The organism is Terriglobales bacterium, from assembly GCA_035937135.1.
GTDB lineage: Bacteria > Acidobacteriota > Terriglobia > Terriglobales > Acidobacteriaceae > DASYVL01.
Map to the genome: position 1 here is coordinate 12,708 of DASYVL010000073.1, position 16,482 is coordinate 29,189.

Annotated in this window: 12 protein-coding genes; 9 read left to right on the forward strand and 3 right to left on the reverse strand. The window is 66.1% G+C overall.

All coding sequences use genetic code 11. The features are described 5' to 3' along the window. Positions 1–3: 3 nt before the first annotated feature. Entirely contained in the window at positions 4–2,790 is a 2,787-nt protein-coding gene (locus VGQ94_04605; protein HEV2021787.1) for an AMP-binding protein, read from the forward strand. 6 nt (positions 2,791–2,796) lie between these two features. Here the strand turns inward: VGQ94_04605 and VGQ94_04610 are convergent, their stop codons facing one another. After that, positions 2,797–3,717, reverse strand: a complete 921-nt coding sequence (locus VGQ94_04610; GenBank protein HEV2021788.1) for a tyrosine recombinase XerC — start codon at positions 3,715–3,717, stop codon at positions 2,797–2,799. After that, a complete protein-coding gene (locus VGQ94_04615; GenBank protein HEV2021789.1) occupies positions 3,714–4,739 on the reverse strand; it encodes a tyrosine recombinase in 1,026 nt (341 codons plus the stop codon). Before VGQ94_04615 ends, VGQ94_04610 begins: the two co-directional genes overlap by 4 nt. A 174-nt stretch (positions 4,740–4,913) precedes the next feature. Here VGQ94_04615 and VGQ94_04620 point away from each other — a divergent pair, with 174 nt between their 5' ends. The 3 genes from VGQ94_04620 (at position 4,914) to VGQ94_04630 (ending at position 10,294) form a co-directional block, all read left to right on the forward strand. Further along, complete coding sequence (locus VGQ94_04620; protein HEV2021790.1) at positions 4,914–6,443, forward strand: pitrilysin family protein; 1,530 nt, start codon at positions 4,914–4,916, stop codon at positions 6,441–6,443. 44 nt (positions 6,444–6,487) lie between these two features. Further along, positions 6,488–8,641 (forward strand): pitrilysin family protein, encoded by a 2,154-nt coding sequence (locus VGQ94_04625; protein ID HEV2021791.1) that lies wholly within the window; start codon positions 6,488–6,490, stop codon positions 8,639–8,641. 93 nt (positions 8,642–8,734) lie between these two features. Further along, the gene (locus VGQ94_04630) at positions 8,735–10,294 is read left to right on the forward strand and encodes a M3 family metallopeptidase (protein HEV2021792.1); all 1,560 of its coding nucleotides are present in this window, start codon (positions 8,735–8,737) and stop codon (positions 10,292–10,294) included. A gap of 15 nt (positions 10,295–10,309) precedes the next feature. On the opposite strand, the gene VGQ94_04635 is transcribed toward VGQ94_04630, so the two are convergent. Further along, positions 10,310–10,804: a DUF4870 domain-containing protein gene (locus VGQ94_04635; GenBank protein HEV2021793.1), complete on the reverse strand. Its 495-nt coding sequence runs from the start codon at positions 10,802–10,804 to the stop codon at positions 10,310–10,312. A 47-nt stretch (positions 10,805–10,851) separates the two neighbouring features. Between VGQ94_04635 and VGQ94_04640 the strand changes: the two genes are divergently transcribed. The 5 genes from VGQ94_04640 to VGQ94_04660 all read left to right on the forward strand — a co-directional run. Continuing rightward, entirely contained in the window at positions 10,852–11,265 is a 414-nt protein-coding gene (locus VGQ94_04640; GenBank protein HEV2021794.1) for a secondary thiamine-phosphate synthase enzyme YjbQ, read from the forward strand. Between the two features lie 136 nt (positions 11,266–11,401). After that, positions 11,402–11,608 (forward strand): hypothetical protein, encoded by a 207-nt coding sequence (locus VGQ94_04645; GenBank protein ID HEV2021795.1) that lies wholly within the window; start codon positions 11,402–11,404, stop codon positions 11,606–11,608. Next, positions 11,608–12,777 carry an FAD-dependent oxidoreductase gene (locus VGQ94_04650; GenBank protein ID HEV2021796.1) on the forward strand — a complete coding sequence of 390 codons (1,170 nt, stop codon included), beginning with the start codon at positions 11,608–11,610 and terminating at the stop codon, positions 12,775–12,777. Before VGQ94_04645 ends, VGQ94_04650 begins: the two co-directional genes overlap by 1 nt. A 58-nt stretch (positions 12,778–12,835) precedes the next feature. Then, positions 12,836–15,592 carry a bifunctional acetate--CoA ligase family protein/GNAT family N-acetyltransferase gene (locus VGQ94_04655; protein ID HEV2021797.1) on the forward strand — a complete coding sequence of 919 codons (2,757 nt, stop codon included), beginning with the start codon at positions 12,836–12,838 and terminating at the stop codon, positions 15,590–15,592. Between the two features lie 102 nt (positions 15,593–15,694). Then, the coding region (locus tag VGQ94_04660; GenBank protein HEV2021798.1) for a hypothetical protein at positions 15,695–16,482 on the forward strand (788 nt) is incomplete at its 3' end.

Below are 16,482 nucleotides of genomic sequence, written 5' to 3' on the forward strand. Positions count from 1 at the left end.
ACGATGCAGGGCTTCTACGCGCGGTTTCTGGAGTCGGTCGAGCGCTGGCCGCAGAACGTGGCGGTCGAGATGCAGCGCGAGGCCTCGCTCGATCGCCACACCTACGCTGAGCTGCGCCGCATGGCCGAGTCGGTGGGGCGCTGGCTCACGGAGAGCGGCGTCGCGCGCGGCAGCCGCTGCGTGGTTCTGGCCCAGAACCGCCCGCGCTGGGTGGCCGCCTACCTGGGCGCGGTGGCTGCGGGCATGGTCGCTGTCCCCTTCGACACCGCCTTCAAGGCGGACCAGATCGGGCGCCTGCTGCGCGATTGCGGCGCCTCGGTCGTGTTCACAGACTGCAAGAATCTGGAAACCGCCCGCCGCGCCGCCGAGGGACTCTCCATCCGCATGGTCCTGCTCGATGGAGAGGAAGCGGACGCCGCCAGCCTGGACGCCATTCTGGCCGCCGGCCCCGGCAACTTCCGCCCGGCGGAAACCCAGCCCGAGGACCTCGCCGTCATCCTCTATACGTCGGGGACCACGGCCGAGCCGCAGGGCGTGATGCTCACCCAGGACAACCTGATGGGGGAGATCGAGTCTGTCTTCCTCTACCTCGACGTCCGCCCCACCGACGTCATCCTGGGCGTGCTGCCGCTCTTCCACGCGCTGGCGCAGATGGCCAACCTCATGCTGCCACTGTCAGGGGGAGCAAGCGTCGTCTATCTCGAGACTCTCAACACCGCCGAGCTGCTGCGCGCCCTGCGCGAGCGCCAGGTGACCATCTTCGTCTGCGTCCCGCAGTTCTTCTACCTCATCCACGAACGCGTCCTGAAGCAGGTGAAGGAGGGCGGCGCGGCGACCCAGACCACCTTCCGCTTCCTGATGGGACTCTCGCGCCTGGGCCGGCGACTGGGGTGGAACCTGGGCAAAGTCTTCTTCCGCAAGGCGCACGAGGCCCTGGGAACGAGCATGCGCTACCTGATCACCGGCGGCTCGCGCTTCGACGCGGCCATCGGCCACGACCTGGATGCGCTGGGCTTCGACATCCTCCAGGCCTACGGACTGACGGAAACCTCCGGCGGCGCCGTGGCCACGCCCCCCGCGCACAACGTGATCGGCTCGGTGGGCCGGCCGCTGCCGGACGTGGAAGCCAAGATCGTGGACGCGCAGCCGCCGGAAAACGGCGACGGCGAGGGCCCGCCCGTGGGCGAGGTCGCCATCCGCGGCCGCATCGTCATGAAGGGCTACTACAACCGCCCCGACATCACCGCCCTGGCGCTACGTGATGGCTGGCTACACACCGGCGACCTCGGATACTTCGATTCCGGCGGCAACCTGTTCATCACCGGGCGCCGCAAGGAGATCATCGTCCTCAGCTCGGGAAAAAACATCTCTCCCGAGGAGGTGGAGCAGCACTACCTGAAATGCCAGTGGGCGAAGGAGATGTGTGTGATGGGCCTCCAGAGCCGCCCGGGCGAGCCCTTCTCCGAGCGCTTGCACGGCGTGGTGGTGCCCAACTTCGAGTTGCTCAAGCAGAAGCACATCGTCAACACCCGCGAGGTCATCCGCTGGGAGTTCGAAAGCCTGTCGCAGCAGTTGCCCAGCACCAAGCGCATCTTGAGCTTCGATCTCTGGCAGGAAGAGCTGCCGCGCACCACTACGCGCAAGCTCAAGCGCTTTGAGATTCAGAAGAAGGTCGAAGCCAAGCGGGCGGCGGCCGATCCAGAGGCGGCGCCGGAAGCCGCCCGCCCAGTGACCGCCGAGGATCAAGCGTGGCTCGAGCTTCCCGACGTCCAGCGCGCGCTGAAGGTGGTGCGCCAGGCGGTGAAGCCGCCTCCGGCCTTCCTCCATCCCGCCGACAACCTGGAGCTCGACCTGGCGCTGGACTCCATGGAGCGCGTCGAGCTGCTGGTGGCGCTCGAGCATGAGCTGGGCGCGGCCGTGGATGAAAGCGTGGTCTCCGGCGTCTATACCGTGCGCGAGATGGTGGACGCCGTCCGCTCCGGCGTGGACGCGGTGGGCTCGGGCGTAGGCGCCGCAGGCGGCCCGCGCGGCTTCGCCGGCTGGGACGCCGTCTTCGCCACCGAACCCACTGACCCCGAACTGCTGGCCATCGATGAACCGCACCCGCTCCGCAGCCGGACCTGGTTCCTCATCGGAAGAGTCGTGGACCTCTTCGCCCGCGACCGCTTCCAGTTCCGCATCACCGGCATGGAGAAGCTGCCGCCGCACGGGCCTTTCATCCTCTGTCCCAACCATCAGTCCTATCTCGATCCCATCCTGCTGGCCAGCGCGCTGCCCTACTCGCTCTTCAAAGACCACTTCTCGGTGGGGACCAGCGAGATCTTCGGCCAGGGCATCATGAATTGGATCGCGCGCTCGCTGAAGATCGTCGTCGTGGACCCGGACTCCAACTTGGTCCCCGCCATGCGCGCCGGCGCCTATGGCCTGCGCCGCGGCAAGATGTTGCTGCTCTTCCCCGAAGGCGAACGCACCATCGACGGCCCGCCCAAGGTCTTCAAGAAGGGCGCCGCGATCCTTTCCATCCACATGAAGGTGCCCATCTATCCCGTGGCGCTCGACGGCTTCTTCGACGCCTGGCCGCGCGGCAGGCCCTTCCAGGGGTTTTTGCCGCTGCGCATGGCCATCGGCGACCCGATTTATCCCTCGCCGCTCGGTAACGATCCCGAAGCCACCTACGACGCACTCACCCACGAACTCAAGGCGCAGTTGATGGCGATGTGGACGCCCATGCACGCCGAGCTGCACGGCGACACGCTCGAGCCCGGACAGCTCGCCACGGCCGCGGATTGAACGCCGTCACTTCGCCCGCGGGTGCGTCTGGTCGTACACCTGCATCACGTGCTTGATGGAGAGCTGGGTATAGCGCTGTGTGGTGGAGAGGCGCTCGTGGCCGAGCATCTCCTGGATGGCGCGCAGGTCGGCGCCCTCCTCCAGCATGTGGGTGCCGAAGGCGTGGCGCAGGGTGTGGGGGTGGACGTCCGAGGGCAGCCCGCAAGCGACGGCGACCTGCTTCACGATCCGTCCGACGCTGCGCGTGGTCAGCGAGCCGCCGCGGCGGTTGACGAGCAGCACGCTCGTCTTCTTCTTGAACTGTGCCAGGACGCGCTGGCGCTGCGGCATGTAATCCTGGATAGCCGCGCGCGCCGACTCCCCGAAGGGCACATAGCGCTCCTTCTTCCCCTTGCCGCGGATCAGCAGGACTTCGTCGGAGCGCACGTCCTGGAGTTGCAGTCCGGTCAGCTCGGAGTTGCGCAGCCCGCACCCGTAGAGCAGCTCGAGGATCAGCCGGTCGCGCTCGGGGAAAGCAACGCTCTCCGGCAGCTCGGCGTCGAGGATGCGGTTCATCTCCTCGATAGTAGGGACGCGGGGCAGCTTCTGCGGCAGGCGCGGCGTGGCCACCAGCGCCGCCGGGTTCTGCTCGACCACTCCCTCCTTCGCCAGCCAGCGATAGAGCGAGCGCACCGCGGCCAGCGCCCGCGCCACCGAAGTCTTGCCCAGCCCCTGACTGTAAAGATGCGAGAGGAAGCCGCGGATGCGCATGTGGTCGATCTGCGGCCAGCCGGCGCCGCCAACGAACTCGGCGAACTTTGTCAGGTCTTTGCGATAGGCGGCGACGGTATGCGGCGAGGCATGCCGCTCCGATTGCAGTGAGCGCAAAAACTGCGCCGCCGCCTTCTCGACAACCGTGCCGCCGCGGGAAGTCTTCTGCGTCTTCATCGCCCGCCTTTCGCCGCCGCGGCTAGGCGCGGCCTTGCCTTGGCCCGGGGGTGCTTGCGATAGACTTGGCGCAGCCGGTCGAGCGCCACGTGGGTGTAAATCTGCGTAGTGGCGATGTCGGCGTGTCCCAGAATCGTCTGCACCGTGCGCAGGTCGGCGCCGCCTTCGACCATGTGGGTGGCGCAACTGTGGCGCAGCATGTGCGGACTGACCTTGCGTCCGGTGGGCGCGGCCGCGGCGCGCACCATCTGCCACACGCGCTGCCGCGTGAGCCGCCGCCCGCCCTGGGCAATGAAAAGGTACGGTGAGTTGCGGTCAGCGGGTTTTTCGTTTCGGGTTTCTCGTTTCTCGCCAGGCTTGGAACCCGGGGAACGAGCAACGAGGAACGAGGAACCCAACAACGCGGGACGTCCGTCCTTGAGGTAAGCCGCAATCGCCTTCTGCGCGGCGCGGCCCAGCGGAACAATGCGCTCCTTGTCGCCCTTGCCGCGGACCAGCACGTAGCCCAAGTCGAGCTTCAGGTCTTCCACTCCCACGCCCACGACCTCCGTGACGCGCAGCGCTCCGCCGTAGAACATCTCCAGCATGGCGGCATCGCGGGCCGCCAGTGCCGGCGCGAGTTTGCGGTCGAGGTTACGCGCCGGCCCACCCAGCATCATCCCGATCTCCTCCTGCGTAAGCGCCTTGGGCATGATCTTCCATTGTTTGGGCGACTCGATGTTGAGCGTGGGATCGCGCTCCACGTGCCGGTCGAGCAGCAGGAAGCGGTAGAAGTGGCGGAGCGCGGAGAGCTTGCGCGCCACCGAGCGCCCGTCCACGGCGTTGGCATAGAGCTGGTCGAGGAAGTCGCGCACGTCGCTGCGCCGCGCCTCGGCCGGGCTCCGCTTCTTCTTCTTCAGCAAGTCAGCGAACTGGCGCAGGTCGCGCGCGTAGGCGGAGATGGTCAGCGGCGCCAGGCCCTTCTCCACCCGCGCGTAGTCGAGGAAGGCGGCCAGCAGCGGCTCTTGGGCCCGGGAAGTCACGACCTGAGTATGCGCGTTATCGGACGCTCTGGTGAATAACCAGCCGGGTGCGGGCGCCTTCCCGCACATCGCCGCGAGTGCTTGAAGACAGCGCAAAGAGGCCCCTCCGCGTTTGACAGACTCGCGCCGAAACGGTACCTTGCTTGGCCCTAGTCTTTTTCCATCGGAGGCTGCATGAAATCCCTCACTCGGCGAATCCTCCCGACCCTGGTGTGCGTTGCCCTGCTGGCGGGGGCCGCGTCCGCGCAGGACGTGACTTCCTTCGAGAAGCGCATCACCTTGAAGAAGCTGCCCAACGGCCTGACGTTGCTCATCTGCGAGCGGCCGGAGGCTCCGGTCTTCTCCTTCTTCACCCACGTGGACGTGGGCTCGGTGCAGGAGGTGCCGGGCATCACCGGCCTGGCTCACATGTTCGAGCACATGGCGTTCAAGGGCACGGACAAGGTCGGCACCTCGAACTACGCCCTGGAGAGAGTGGCGCTGGCCAGGGTGGAGAAGGCCTACGCCGCCTATGACACCGAGCGCCGCCGCCCCGTCGGCCGCGACGACAAGAAGGTCGCCGAGCTGGAAAAGGCCTGGAAGGACGCCATCGCCGCCGCCGACAAGTTCGTAGTCGTCAACGAATTCGGCGACATCATCGACCGCGAGGGCGGCACCGGGCTCAACGCCTTTACCAGCAACGACGAGACTGGATACCACTACTCCCTGCCCGTCAACCGGCTGGAGCTCTGGGCGTATCTGGAGTCCGAGCGCTTCCTGCACCCGGTGTTCCGCGAGTTCTACAAGGAGCGCGACGTGGTACACGAGGAGCGCCGCCTGCGCACCGACAGCCAGCCCGTCGGCCGCCTCTTCGAGCAGTTCCTGGCCGCCTCCTTCATTGCACACCCTTATGGACGTCCGGTGGTGGGCTGGGACTCGGACTTGAACACCTTCTCCGCCACCGACGCCGAGCAGTTCTACAAAAAGTACTATGTGCCGTCGAACATCGTGGTGGCGGTGGTGGGCGACGTGAAGGCCAAAGAGATTCTGCCGATGCTGGAAAGATACTTCGGCCGCCTGCCCGCCGGGCCCATGCCCGACCCCGCCCGCACCGTCGAGCCGCCGCAGAACGCCGAGCGCATGGTGATCCTGCACGAGGCCTCCCAGCCCTTCTATTTCGAGGGCTACCACCGCCCCGACTCGCGCGATCCGGACGACGCCATCTACAACGCCATCTCCGACGTGCTCTCCAAGGGCCGCACCTCGCGTCTCTACAAGTCCCTGGTGCGCGACAAGAAGATCGCCGTTTTCGCCGCCGGCTTCAATGGCTTTCCGGGAGACAAGTACCCGAACCTGTTCGCCTTCCTCACCGTGCCCTCCGCCGGGCACACGCCCCAGGAGGTCGGGGACGCCATCCACGCTGAGCTCGAAAGGCTGAAGAACGAGGACGTCACCGGGGAAGAGCTGCAGAGCGTGAAGACCCGGGCCAAGGCTGACCTCATCCGCCAACTGGCGGACAATCAGGGCCTGGCCACCCAGTTGGGCACCGTCCAGGCGCGTTTCGGCGACTGGCGCGAGCTCTTCCGCGACATCGACCGCATCGAGAAGGTGACCAAGGCGGACATCCGCCGGGTCGCCGGCAAGACCTTTGTCTTCACCAACCGCACCGTCGGCATGATCGAAAGCACGAAGATGGCCGGCGCGGCCCCGAAAGGAGCCAAGTAATGAACCGCATCCATCGAGCTGTCAGCCCTTCGTTGCTGAGTTTCGTGATCCTCGCCCTTGTGCTCGCGCCCGCTTCCCTGTTGGCGCAGGCGGAGAAAGCCGCAGCGCCCTCCAAGGCGCCTGCTGCCGCGGGCATGGCCCCCTGGCAGAGGATCCCGAAGCCGCCGCTGCCTCCCTTCAACCCCCAGCAACCCACGCGCGTTGAGCTGGAGAACGGCATGGTGATCTTCCTGCAGGAGGACCACGAACTGCCGCTGATCGAGGGCGTAGCGCGCATCCGCGGCGGCTCGCGCGATGAACCCGCGGCCAAGGCGGGCCTGGTGACCCTGTTCGGGCAGTCGTGGCGCACCGGCGGCACCAAGGGCAAGACCGGCGATCAGCTCGACGACGTGCTCGAAACCCGCGCCGCCCAGATCGAGACCTCCGGGGGCGCGGACTCCGCCAACATGTCCTGGTCGTGCCTCAAAGGAGACCTGGACACGGTGCTGCCGGTCTTCGCCGAGCTTCTTCAGCAGCCGGAGTTCCGCGAGGACAAGCTCGCTCTGGCCAAGACGCAGCTGAACACCTCCATCTCCCGCCGCAATGACAACTTCCTGGGAATCGCCACCCGGGAAGGAGGCAAGCTGGCCTACGGCGCCGACAATCCCTACTCCCGGGTCCCCGAGTACTACACCATCAAGGCCGTCACCCGCGACGACCTGCTGGCCTGGCACCACGCCCACGTCCATCCCAACAACATCATCCTCGGGGTGGTGGGCGACTTCGACTCCAGGGAGATGGAGGCCAAGCTGCGCGCGGCCTTCGGCTCCTGGCCCAAGGGTCCGGAGGCAGTCAAGACGGCCATCAACTTCAAGCATCCCAAGCCCGGCATCTACTTCGCCGCCAAAGACGACGTGAACCAGAGCGCCATCTTCATGGTGGACCTAGGCATCACCCGCGACAACCCGGATTACTACGCCGTCGAGGTGATGAACGAAGTGCTGGGCGGCGGTTTTTCCTCGCGGCTGTTCTCCAACATCCGCTCCAAGAAGGGCCTGGCCTATGCCGTCTTCGGCAGCGTGAGCTCAGCCTTCGACCATCCCGGCGTGCTGCAGGTGGGCATGACCACCAAGAGCCAGACCACCGCCGCCTCCATCGAAGCCCTGCGCGAGGAGTTGGATGGCATCGTCAAGAACCCGGCCACGGCGGACGAGATGAAGCGCGCCAAGGACAGCATCCTGAACTCCTTCGTCTTCCGCTTCGACTCCAGGGACAAGATCCTGCGCGAGCGCATGGCCTATGAGTTCTACGGCTATCCCGCCGACTTCCTGGAACGCTACCGCGCGGCCATCGAGAAGGTGACGGCCGCGGACGTGGCCCGCGTGGCGCAAACCTACGTCCACAGGGACCAGCTCGCCGTGCTGGTGGTGGGCAAGGCTGCGGACTTTGAGCGGCCGCTCGCTTCCTTCGGCGAGGTCACCAACCTGGACATCTCCATCCCGGATACCGCGCCCGGCGGCGCGGCCAAAAAGCCGGCCGAATCTAACCCGGAAGGCATGGCCTTGATCGCCAAGGTGGTCACGGCGCTGGGCGGCGCGGAAAAAGTTCAGGGAGTCAAGGCCATCCGCCAGACGGCCACCCTCCTGATCAAGACGCCCGGAGGGGAGATCCCCATCGAAGCGGAAGGCACCACCCTCTTTCCCGACACTACCTACATGAAGCTGCAGACGCCGATGGGGGAGCGGGTGACGGTGTTGTCACCGGCTGGGAATTTTGTCAGCATGGGCGGCCAGACAAGCGACATGCCCGCCGTCATGAAGGACGAAACCCTGAAGACCCTGAAGCGCCACCTGATCTACGTGGCCCAGCACGCCTCGGATCCCAAGTTCATTTTCGTCGCCAACGGTACGGAGAAGATCGGCAACGTGGAAGCGAAGATTCTCGAAGTCAATGCCGATGGCGCCGAGACTCGCTGGTACGTGGATCCGCAGAGCGGCAAAGTCCTGCGCACCACATTTCAGACCGTGGGCATGGCCGGCCCCACCCAGCGGGCGACGGACAACCTGGAGTGGATGACCGTGGACGGCATCTCCCTGCCCTCCAAGCAGGCCATCTCCGAGAACGGCCAGGAGAGTGGGTCGAGTACGGTGAAAGAGATGGTCATCAACCCCACCGTGGACACCAAGCTCTTCGTGCGGCCGGCGGAGCCGAAACCGTAGCGCCGCAGTCTAACCGTAGCGCCGCCGTCCCGGCGGCTGTCCGGGCGGGCGTCTCGCCCGCCCCGCCACGGCCGCGGTTAGAATAAGCCCACCATGCGCGCCCACTTGCGCTTGACGTGGCTCTTGCTACTGCTTGCATCCTCCGCCCAGGCGGCGGATTCCGTCGAAGCCCGCCTCAGCGCCAAGGAAGAAAAGCTCGAGCAGCTTTACGCCGAGTACTGGCGCACCGACTATCGCATCGCTCTGGGCGAGAAGAACCTCTCCATCCTCCCGCTGAAGAAGCGCATCCGCGCCGTGGTCAGCGACCCGATCTTCTACCGCCAGCTCCAGGCTGCGAAGTTCTCCGACCCAGTGCTGGCGCGCCGCCGCGAGCTTTTCCTGCGCGAAGCCGTCTACACCAACATCTTCGCCGACCCGCAGTTGGCGGCGCTGGTCGAGGGCATCGAGCGTGACGAGGACGCTCTCCGCTACCGTGTGGGCTCGAAGCGCCTGACCCGCGCCGAGCTCAACAACACCCTCGCCCACTCCCCCGACCGCAAATTGCGCCGACAGTGCTGGGAGGCGCGCTCGCAGGTCACCGCCGTCACCGGACGCCGCATCCAGCGCGCCATGCGCATGCGCATCGCCTTGGCCCGCCGTCATGCCCACCGTCCCTTCCCCGAATTTATGCTGGAGTACAAGGGCATCGGCAACCAGAAGGCGCTGCTCGATTCCTTCGAGCAGATCCGAATCCAGACCGAAGCTCCCTACCGGCAACTGCTGGAACGCATCCGCGCGGAGCTAAAAGTCGAGAAGGTCGAGCCCTGGGACCTGGATTATTTCTTCTCCACCCTGACCGGCGACTTTGAGCAGAAACTGTTCATCCCCGAGGCCACCTGGCCGCAGATCAAACAGGCGGGCTCTTCGCTGGGCTACGACTTCGACCGCCTGCCCGTGGAGGTGAAGATCGCCGACATCACCTTCGGCGGCGGAACTTATCCAATCTTTTACGGCAAAGAGGTGAAGATCCTGGTGAACAAGTACACCGGGCTGCGCTTCACCGACACTTTGCTGCACGAATCCGGGCACGGGCTGCACTACAGCTTTAGCAACGAGTCTTCGTTCATCCTGCGCAGCACCTACGCCGAGCCCTTCGACGAAGGCCTGGGACAGGTGATGGCGCTCATGCTCTACCGCACCGAGGTGGCCACGCGCTACTTCGGGCTCTCGCCGGAGCAGGCGCGGCTGGTCCAGGAGCGTTACCGGCTGAAGAACCTGCTCGACCTGCGCGAGACCATCGCCGATTCCGTCTTCGAGTTCGAGGCCTACGCCAACCCCGACCAGGACTTGGACGCGCTCTACAACCGCATCTACTCTCGCTACATCGGAGTGGAGATGCACGGCACGCGTCCCTGGGCCTTCGATCCGTTCTACTCCACCGGCCCCATTTATCTGCAGAGCTACGTACTGGCGGAGATGGTGGGCTGGCAGGTCCACCACGCGCTCGACCAGAAGTTCGGCCGCAACTGGGACGCACAGACCGGAGCCTTCCTGCGCAAGAAGTTTTTCTCCCGCGGCGGCCTGCTCACCCTCGATCAGATCATGCAGGAAGGCACGGGCGAACCGCTGAATCCCAAGTACATGATTGAATCGCTGAAGGCGCCGGAGCGGTAGGCGCACGGTCTCCGGTCAGTAGGCTGCGGGCGGCCCCGGAGCGGGGTGCTCGTCCTCGAGGACTCGGCGCGCCCAGCCTCCGATCACCGGATACGCCGCCCACTCTCCATTGCCCGCTTTCATGCCGTAGATGATGGCCGTCGCCAGCATCCCCACCCAGATGGCCATCGCAAACACCCACATCAATGGAAGGAGGATGAAGAAGAGGGGCGGCGGCGGCCCGGCCTTGTTGCCGGTGAAGACGATTCCGAAGATGAAGGCGAACCACAGCACCATCAAGCAGCCCCAGACTACCATGTACGCCAGTTGCAGGAAGATCGCCTGCAGCGCGTGGAACTTCACGAAGCGCGACTCGCGCCGGTTGAAGTAGATGATCAGCGGCGCGATGAACCAGCCCACCAGCTGCAGCACGTGGGCCAGCGTCGCCATGGTGCGCTCGTCGGCGGTGGGGACAGGCCCCGCGCCCGGGAAGGGCTCACTCGACGCCGTTCCCTGTTCCAAGTCCGTCATATAAGCTGCACAGTATATCGCCTGTCCTGGCATCCCCGGAGGCCCACATGAAGTTCCACACCGAGTATCTGACCTTCAACACCAAGAAGCACCGCGAGTACATCCACATCACGCCGCAGGTGGAGGCAGCGGTGGCCAAGAGCGGCGTGCGCGAGGGCATGGTGCTGGTCTCGGCCATGCACATCACCGCCGGGGTGTACGTGAACGACAGCGAGTCCGGGCTCATCCACGACATCGACCAGTGGCTGGAGCAGCTGGCGCCCTTCCGCAAGGACTACCTCCACCACCAGACCGGCGAATCGAATGGCGACTCGCATCTGAAGAGCATGCTGGTGCACCACGAGGTCATGGTTCCCATCACCGCCGGCAAGCTCGACCTGGGCCCCTGGCAGCGCGTCTTCTACGCCGAGTTCGACGGCCAGCGCGCCAAGCGCGTCATTCTCAAAGTGATGGGCGAGTGAGAACTGGGTGTTGAGCCTTCGGAGGGGCACGGCTTGGTAGGGTAGGGCTTCAGCCCTGACTCGCGGAGCGACCGTGCCGTCCCAGCAATCCAAAACGAAGGGGCTTTAGCCCCTGAGGCCGCCGTAGAATACACCCGTGCTCCAGCCCGGCCAGCCCGTGAGCGTCAACCTTGCCGGCATGCAGGTGGAGGGCGTCCTCTTCCACGCGGCGGTCACGGACGCCCACGCCGTCATCCTGCGGCAGACCTCGGAGGACCCGCCGAAATACCTGGTGAAGCTCCTTTACTCCTTCAAGGGCATTGACGAAGTGGAAGTTACGGAAGCTCGCATCAAGGCCAAGTGATGCCTGACCTCCCCAACTCTGCCGAGTGTGTGATCATCGGTGGCGGCATCGTGGGCTCGAGCATCGCCTACCACCTGACCGCCGCCGGCTGCCGCGACGTCCTGGTGATCGAGCGCGAGACCCATCAGGGCAAGGGTTCCACCGGCAAGAGCATGGGCGGCGTGCGCGCTCAGTTCTCCACTCCCGTCAACATCCAGATGTCTCTCTACTCCATCCCCTTCTACGCGACCTTCGAAGAGCGCCTCGGCCATCCCTCCGGCTACCGGCCGCAGGGATATCTCTTCATGGCCACGAGCGAGGCGCACTTGAAGTACCTGCGCACGAACTACGAACTTCAGGTGAAGATAGGCTTGAAGGACGTCCGGCTGCTGGCGGCGGAGGAGATCGCGCGCCTGTACCCGCAACTGCGCTCCGACGACGTCGTGGGCGGCAGCTTCTGCGCCAGCGACGGATTCGTGGACCCTTACAGCGCCATGGTGGGATTCATGACGCGCGCCACCGAGCAAGGCGCGCGCCTGCTGCGCGATACGGAAGTCACCGCCATCCTGCGTGACGCCCGCGGCATCGCCGGCGTCGAAACCTCACGCGGCCCGGTGGCCACGCGCAAGGTGGTCAACGCCGCCGGGCCCTGGGCGGCACAGGTGGCAAAGCTCGCGGGCGTGGAGCTGCCGGTCGAGCCGCTGCGCCGCATGCTTGTCCCCACCGAGCCCTTCGACGCCTTCCCCCACAGCGCGCCCATGATCATCGATATGTCCAACGGCTTTCACTTCCGCCCCGAAGCTCTCGGCTTCCTGCTGGCCTGGAACGACCCGGAAGAGACTCCGGGCTTCAAGACGGATTTCGACCCCGCCTTCGTGGAAAAGATCCTGACCCGCGCCGCCAACCGCGTTCCCTGCTTCGAGAATGTGGCGGTGAATCCCAAGCGCGCCTGGGCCGGCCTCTACGAGATGACTCCCGACCACCACCCCGTACTCGGCCCCGTCCGCGACCTCCCCGGCTTTTTCCTGGCCAACGGCTTCAGCGGACACGGCGTCATGCACGCCCCCGCCACCGGCAAAATCCTCGCCGACCTGATCCTCAAAGGAAAATCCAGTCTGGTGGATACCCGCCTCCTCAGCCTGGAGCGCTTCGCCGAGGGCCACTTGCTGGAAGAGACTGCGGTGCTGTGATCCCGGCGAGCTCCCCGCTACAGTTGAACTCAGGCCCCCTAAAGTAGATATTGAAGGGGTGCCGGTAAACCCCACTTCCGCCAAGGCCAGCGACCCCTCCCACGACTTCCTGCGGGCCGAGCCCCGCCCGCTCGACGCGCTCTTCCGGCCGGAGCGAGTGGCGCTGATCGGGGCGACGGAGCGCGTGGGCAGCGTCGGCCGTACCGTCTTCGAGAACCTGCTCGCCGCCTTCCGTGGCAAGGTCTTCCCGGTCAACCCCACGCATCCGCAGATTCTTGGCCAGCCTGCTTATCCCAGCATTGCGGCGGTCCCGGAGAAGGTGGATCTGGCGGTCGTGGTCACCCCTGCGGCCACCGTACCGGACGTGATCGGCGAATGCGTGGACGCCGGCGTGCGCGCCGCCGTGGTGATCTCCGCCGGCTTCAAGGAGCACGGAGCCCAGGGCGTGGAGCTGGAGCGGCGCATCGTTCAGCATCTGCGCCGCGGGCCCATGCGGCTCATCGGTCCCAACTGCCTGGGAGTGATGAACCCACACTGCGGCCTCAACGCCACCTTCGCGCGGGACATGGCCCGGCCCGGCAACGTCGCCTTCCTCAGCCAGAGCGGCGCGCTGCTCACCGCCATCCTCGACTGGAGCCTGAAGGAGTTGGTGGGCTTCAGCGCCTTCGTTTCCACCGGCTCCATGCTCGACGTGGGATGGGGCGACCTCATCTACTACCTCGGCGACGACCCCAACACCCAGAGCATCCTTATTTACATGGAGTCCATCGGCGACGCGCGCTCCTTCCTCTCCGCCGCGCGCGAGGTGGCCTTCACCAAGCCCATCATCGTCATCAAGGCGGGGAGGACGGAAGCCGCCTCCCGCGCTGCGGCGTCGCACACCGGCGCGCTCACCGGCAGCGACGATGTCCTGGACGCCGCCTTCCGCCGTTGCGGTGTGTTGCGCGTCAACAGCATCGGCGACCTGTTCAACATGGCCGAAGTCTTCGGCAAGCAGCCCCGCCCGCGCGGGCCGCGGCTCACTATCCTGACCAACGCCGGAGGCCCGGGCGTGCTGGCCACCGACGCCCTCATCGCCGCCGGCGGCGAACTGGCCGCGCTCTCCCCGCCGACGCTCCACGCCCTCGACCAGTTCCTGCCTCCCCACTGGAGCCACAGCAATCCTGTGGACGTCCTGGGCGATGCCGGTCCCGAGCGCTACGCCAAGGCCCTGGAGGTCGCCGCCGCCGATCCCGCGAGCGACGGCATGCTGGTCATCATGGCGCCGCAGGGCATGACCGATCCCGCCGCGACCGCGGAGCGCGTGGCCTCCTATGCGCGGACTTTTCCCAAACCGATTCTTGCCAGCTGGATGGGTGGAGCCGGTGTGGCGGGCGGCGTAGAGGTCCTCAACCGCGCCGAAATCCCCACCTTCTCTTACCCGGACACGGCGGCGCGCGCCTTCCAGTACATGTGGCGCTCCTCCTACAACCTGCGCGGGCTCTATGAGACCCCCGCGCTGGCCGACCTGCAGTCGCATCCCAGCCGCCGCGCCGACGCGGAAGCGTTCATCCAGAAGACGCGCGACTCAGCGCGCACCCTGCTCACCGAGGCCGAGTCCAAGCAGTTGCTCCAGCTCTACGGCATCCCCACGGTCGAGACACGCGTAGCCACGAGCGAGAGCGAGGCTGTCCGCCTGGCCGGCGAGCTGGGTTACCCCGTGGTGCTCAAGCTGTTCTCCCACACCATCACCCACAAGACCGACGTGGGCGGCGTGAAGCTGAATCTGCGGGACGAGCGCGCCGTCGTCGATGCCTACCGCGCCATCCAGCAGGCAGTCACTGAGAAGGCGGGTGCGGCGCACTTTCAGGGCGTGACCGTGCAGCCCATGGTCTCGCTCGAAGGCTACGAGCTCATCCTGGGCTCGAGCCTCGATCCCCAGTTCGGCCCGGTAATCCTTTTTGGCCTGGGCGGACAAATGGTGGAGGTCTTCCGCGACCGCGCTCTGGCGCTGCCTCCGCTGAATACCACGCTGGCCCGCCGTCTGATGGAGCAGACGCGCATCTTCACCGCGCTCCAGGGGGTGCGCGGGCGCAAGCCGGTGGACCTCCCCGCGCTCGAGGCCCTGCTGGTGCGCTTCAGCCAGTTGGTGGTGGAGCAGCGCTGGATCAAGGAGATCGACATCAACCCCCTGCTCGCCTCTTCCGAGCGCCTGCTGGCGCTGGACGCGCGCGTCGTGCTGCACGAACCAAGGGTAGCGCTGGCCGACATCCCGCTGCCCGCTATCCGCCCCTATCCCTCGCAGTACGTTTCCACCTGGGTGATGAAGGACGGCACGGCGGTAACCATCCGCCCCATCCGCCCCGAGGACGAGCCGCAGATTGTCCGCTTCCACCAGACGCTCTCCGAGCGCAGCGTGTACTTGCGCTACTTCCAGGTCACGCAGCTCAGCACCCGCGTGGCCCACGAGCGGCTGGTCCGCATCTGCTTCATTGATTACGACCGGGAGATGGCGCTGGTGGCCGAGCGCAACGCCCCGAATGGCGATGGCGACGCCGCCGGCCGCGAGATCCTCGCGGTGGGCCGCCTCAGCAAACTGCACGGCAGGAACGAAGCCGAGTTCGCCATCCTGGTGAGCGACCTCTACCAACGCCACGGCCTGGGATTCGAGCTTATGCGCCGCCTCACCCAGATCGCGCGCGACGAAAAGCTGGAGCGCGTCACCGGCAGCATCCTTCCCGAGAACAAGGAGATGCAGGGCCTGGCCAGGAAGACCGGCTTCGAGCTCAAAATGGATCCCGACCAGAGCCTCTACACCGCAACGCTCTCGCTGTAGCGCCTGGTAGGCTGGAGCGACTCCCCGTCCCGGCCGTCAATCGGCAATTGGCAATCCGCGCTCCGCTGACGTATAACATTCGTTCCCCGAGGAGCTTCCCTTATGCGCTTGCGCCGTCTTGTGGTCGTCACATTTGCCCTGGCCCTGGCCTCGGCCGCGTTCCCCCAGCAGCCTCCCAAGCGGCTCATCACGGAGACAGACATCTTCCGTTTCCTCTGGGTCGCCGACCCGCGGATCTCGCCGGACGGCAAGCGCGTCGCCTTCACCCGCGTCAACGTGGATGACAAAGGGGAGGGCTACGAGACCTCCATCTGGTCGGTTCCGGCCGACGGCAGCTCCGCGCCCACCCGCCTCTCCTCCGGCACGCATGACGTGCAGCCGCGCTGGTCCCCGGATGGGAAGCGCCTCGCCTTTCTGCGCGCTGCGATGAAGGACGGCAAGCCGCAGCCGCCGCAGATCCACGTCCTGTCGCTGGAGGGTGGGGACGCCTGGCAGCTCACCGACGTCGCCGAAGGCGCCGGGGCGCCCTTCTGGTCGCCCGATGGCAAGCGCATCGCCTTCCTCAGCGAGGCCAACGACAAAGACATCGAGAAGCAAAAGAAAGAAAAGGCCGTGCGCCAGCGCGTGCAGGACGAAAAGAAAAAAGACGAAGCCAAGCCCGACGCCAAGCCTGGCGACAAGCCCGACGCGGACGGCAAGAAAACGCCCGACTCCGAACACGAGAGCGACGTGCACACCATCACCCGCGCCGTCTATCGCTTCAACGGGCCCGGCTATCTCGATCCCAAGCACATCACGCACCTTTGGGTGGTGGACGTCCCCCAATCCGCCGACGAACCCGTCCCTGCCCGGCAGCTCACCACCGGAAAGTACGACGAAGACAATCCCCT

What these genes read in the sequence shown, in the direction of transcription:
- VGQ94_04605 (HEV2021787.1), top strand. Translation starts at nt 4, where the DNA reads ATGCAGGGCTTCTACGCGCGGTTTCTGGAGTCGGTCGAGCGCTGGCCG.
- VGQ94_04650 (HEV2021796.1), top strand. Translation starts at nt 11,608, where the DNA reads ATGCCTGACCTCCCCAACTCTGCCGAGTGTGTGATCATCGGTGGCGGC.
- VGQ94_04635 (HEV2021793.1), bottom strand. Translation starts at nt 10,804, where the DNA reads ATGACGGACTTGGAACAGGGAACGGCGTCGAGTGAGCCCTTCCCGGGC.
- VGQ94_04630 (HEV2021792.1), top strand. Translation starts at nt 8,735, where the DNA reads ATGCGCGCCCACTTGCGCTTGACGTGGCTCTTGCTACTGCTTGCATCC.
- VGQ94_04610 (HEV2021788.1), bottom strand. Translation starts at nt 3,717, where the DNA reads ATGAAGACGCAGAAGACTTCCCGCGGCGGCACGGTTGTCGAGAAGGCG.
- VGQ94_04640 (HEV2021794.1), top strand. Translation starts at nt 10,852, where the DNA reads ATGAAGTTCCACACCGAGTATCTGACCTTCAACACCAAGAAGCACCGC.
- VGQ94_04620 (HEV2021790.1), top strand. Translation starts at nt 4,914, where the DNA reads ATGAAATCCCTCACTCGGCGAATCCTCCCGACCCTGGTGTGCGTTGCC.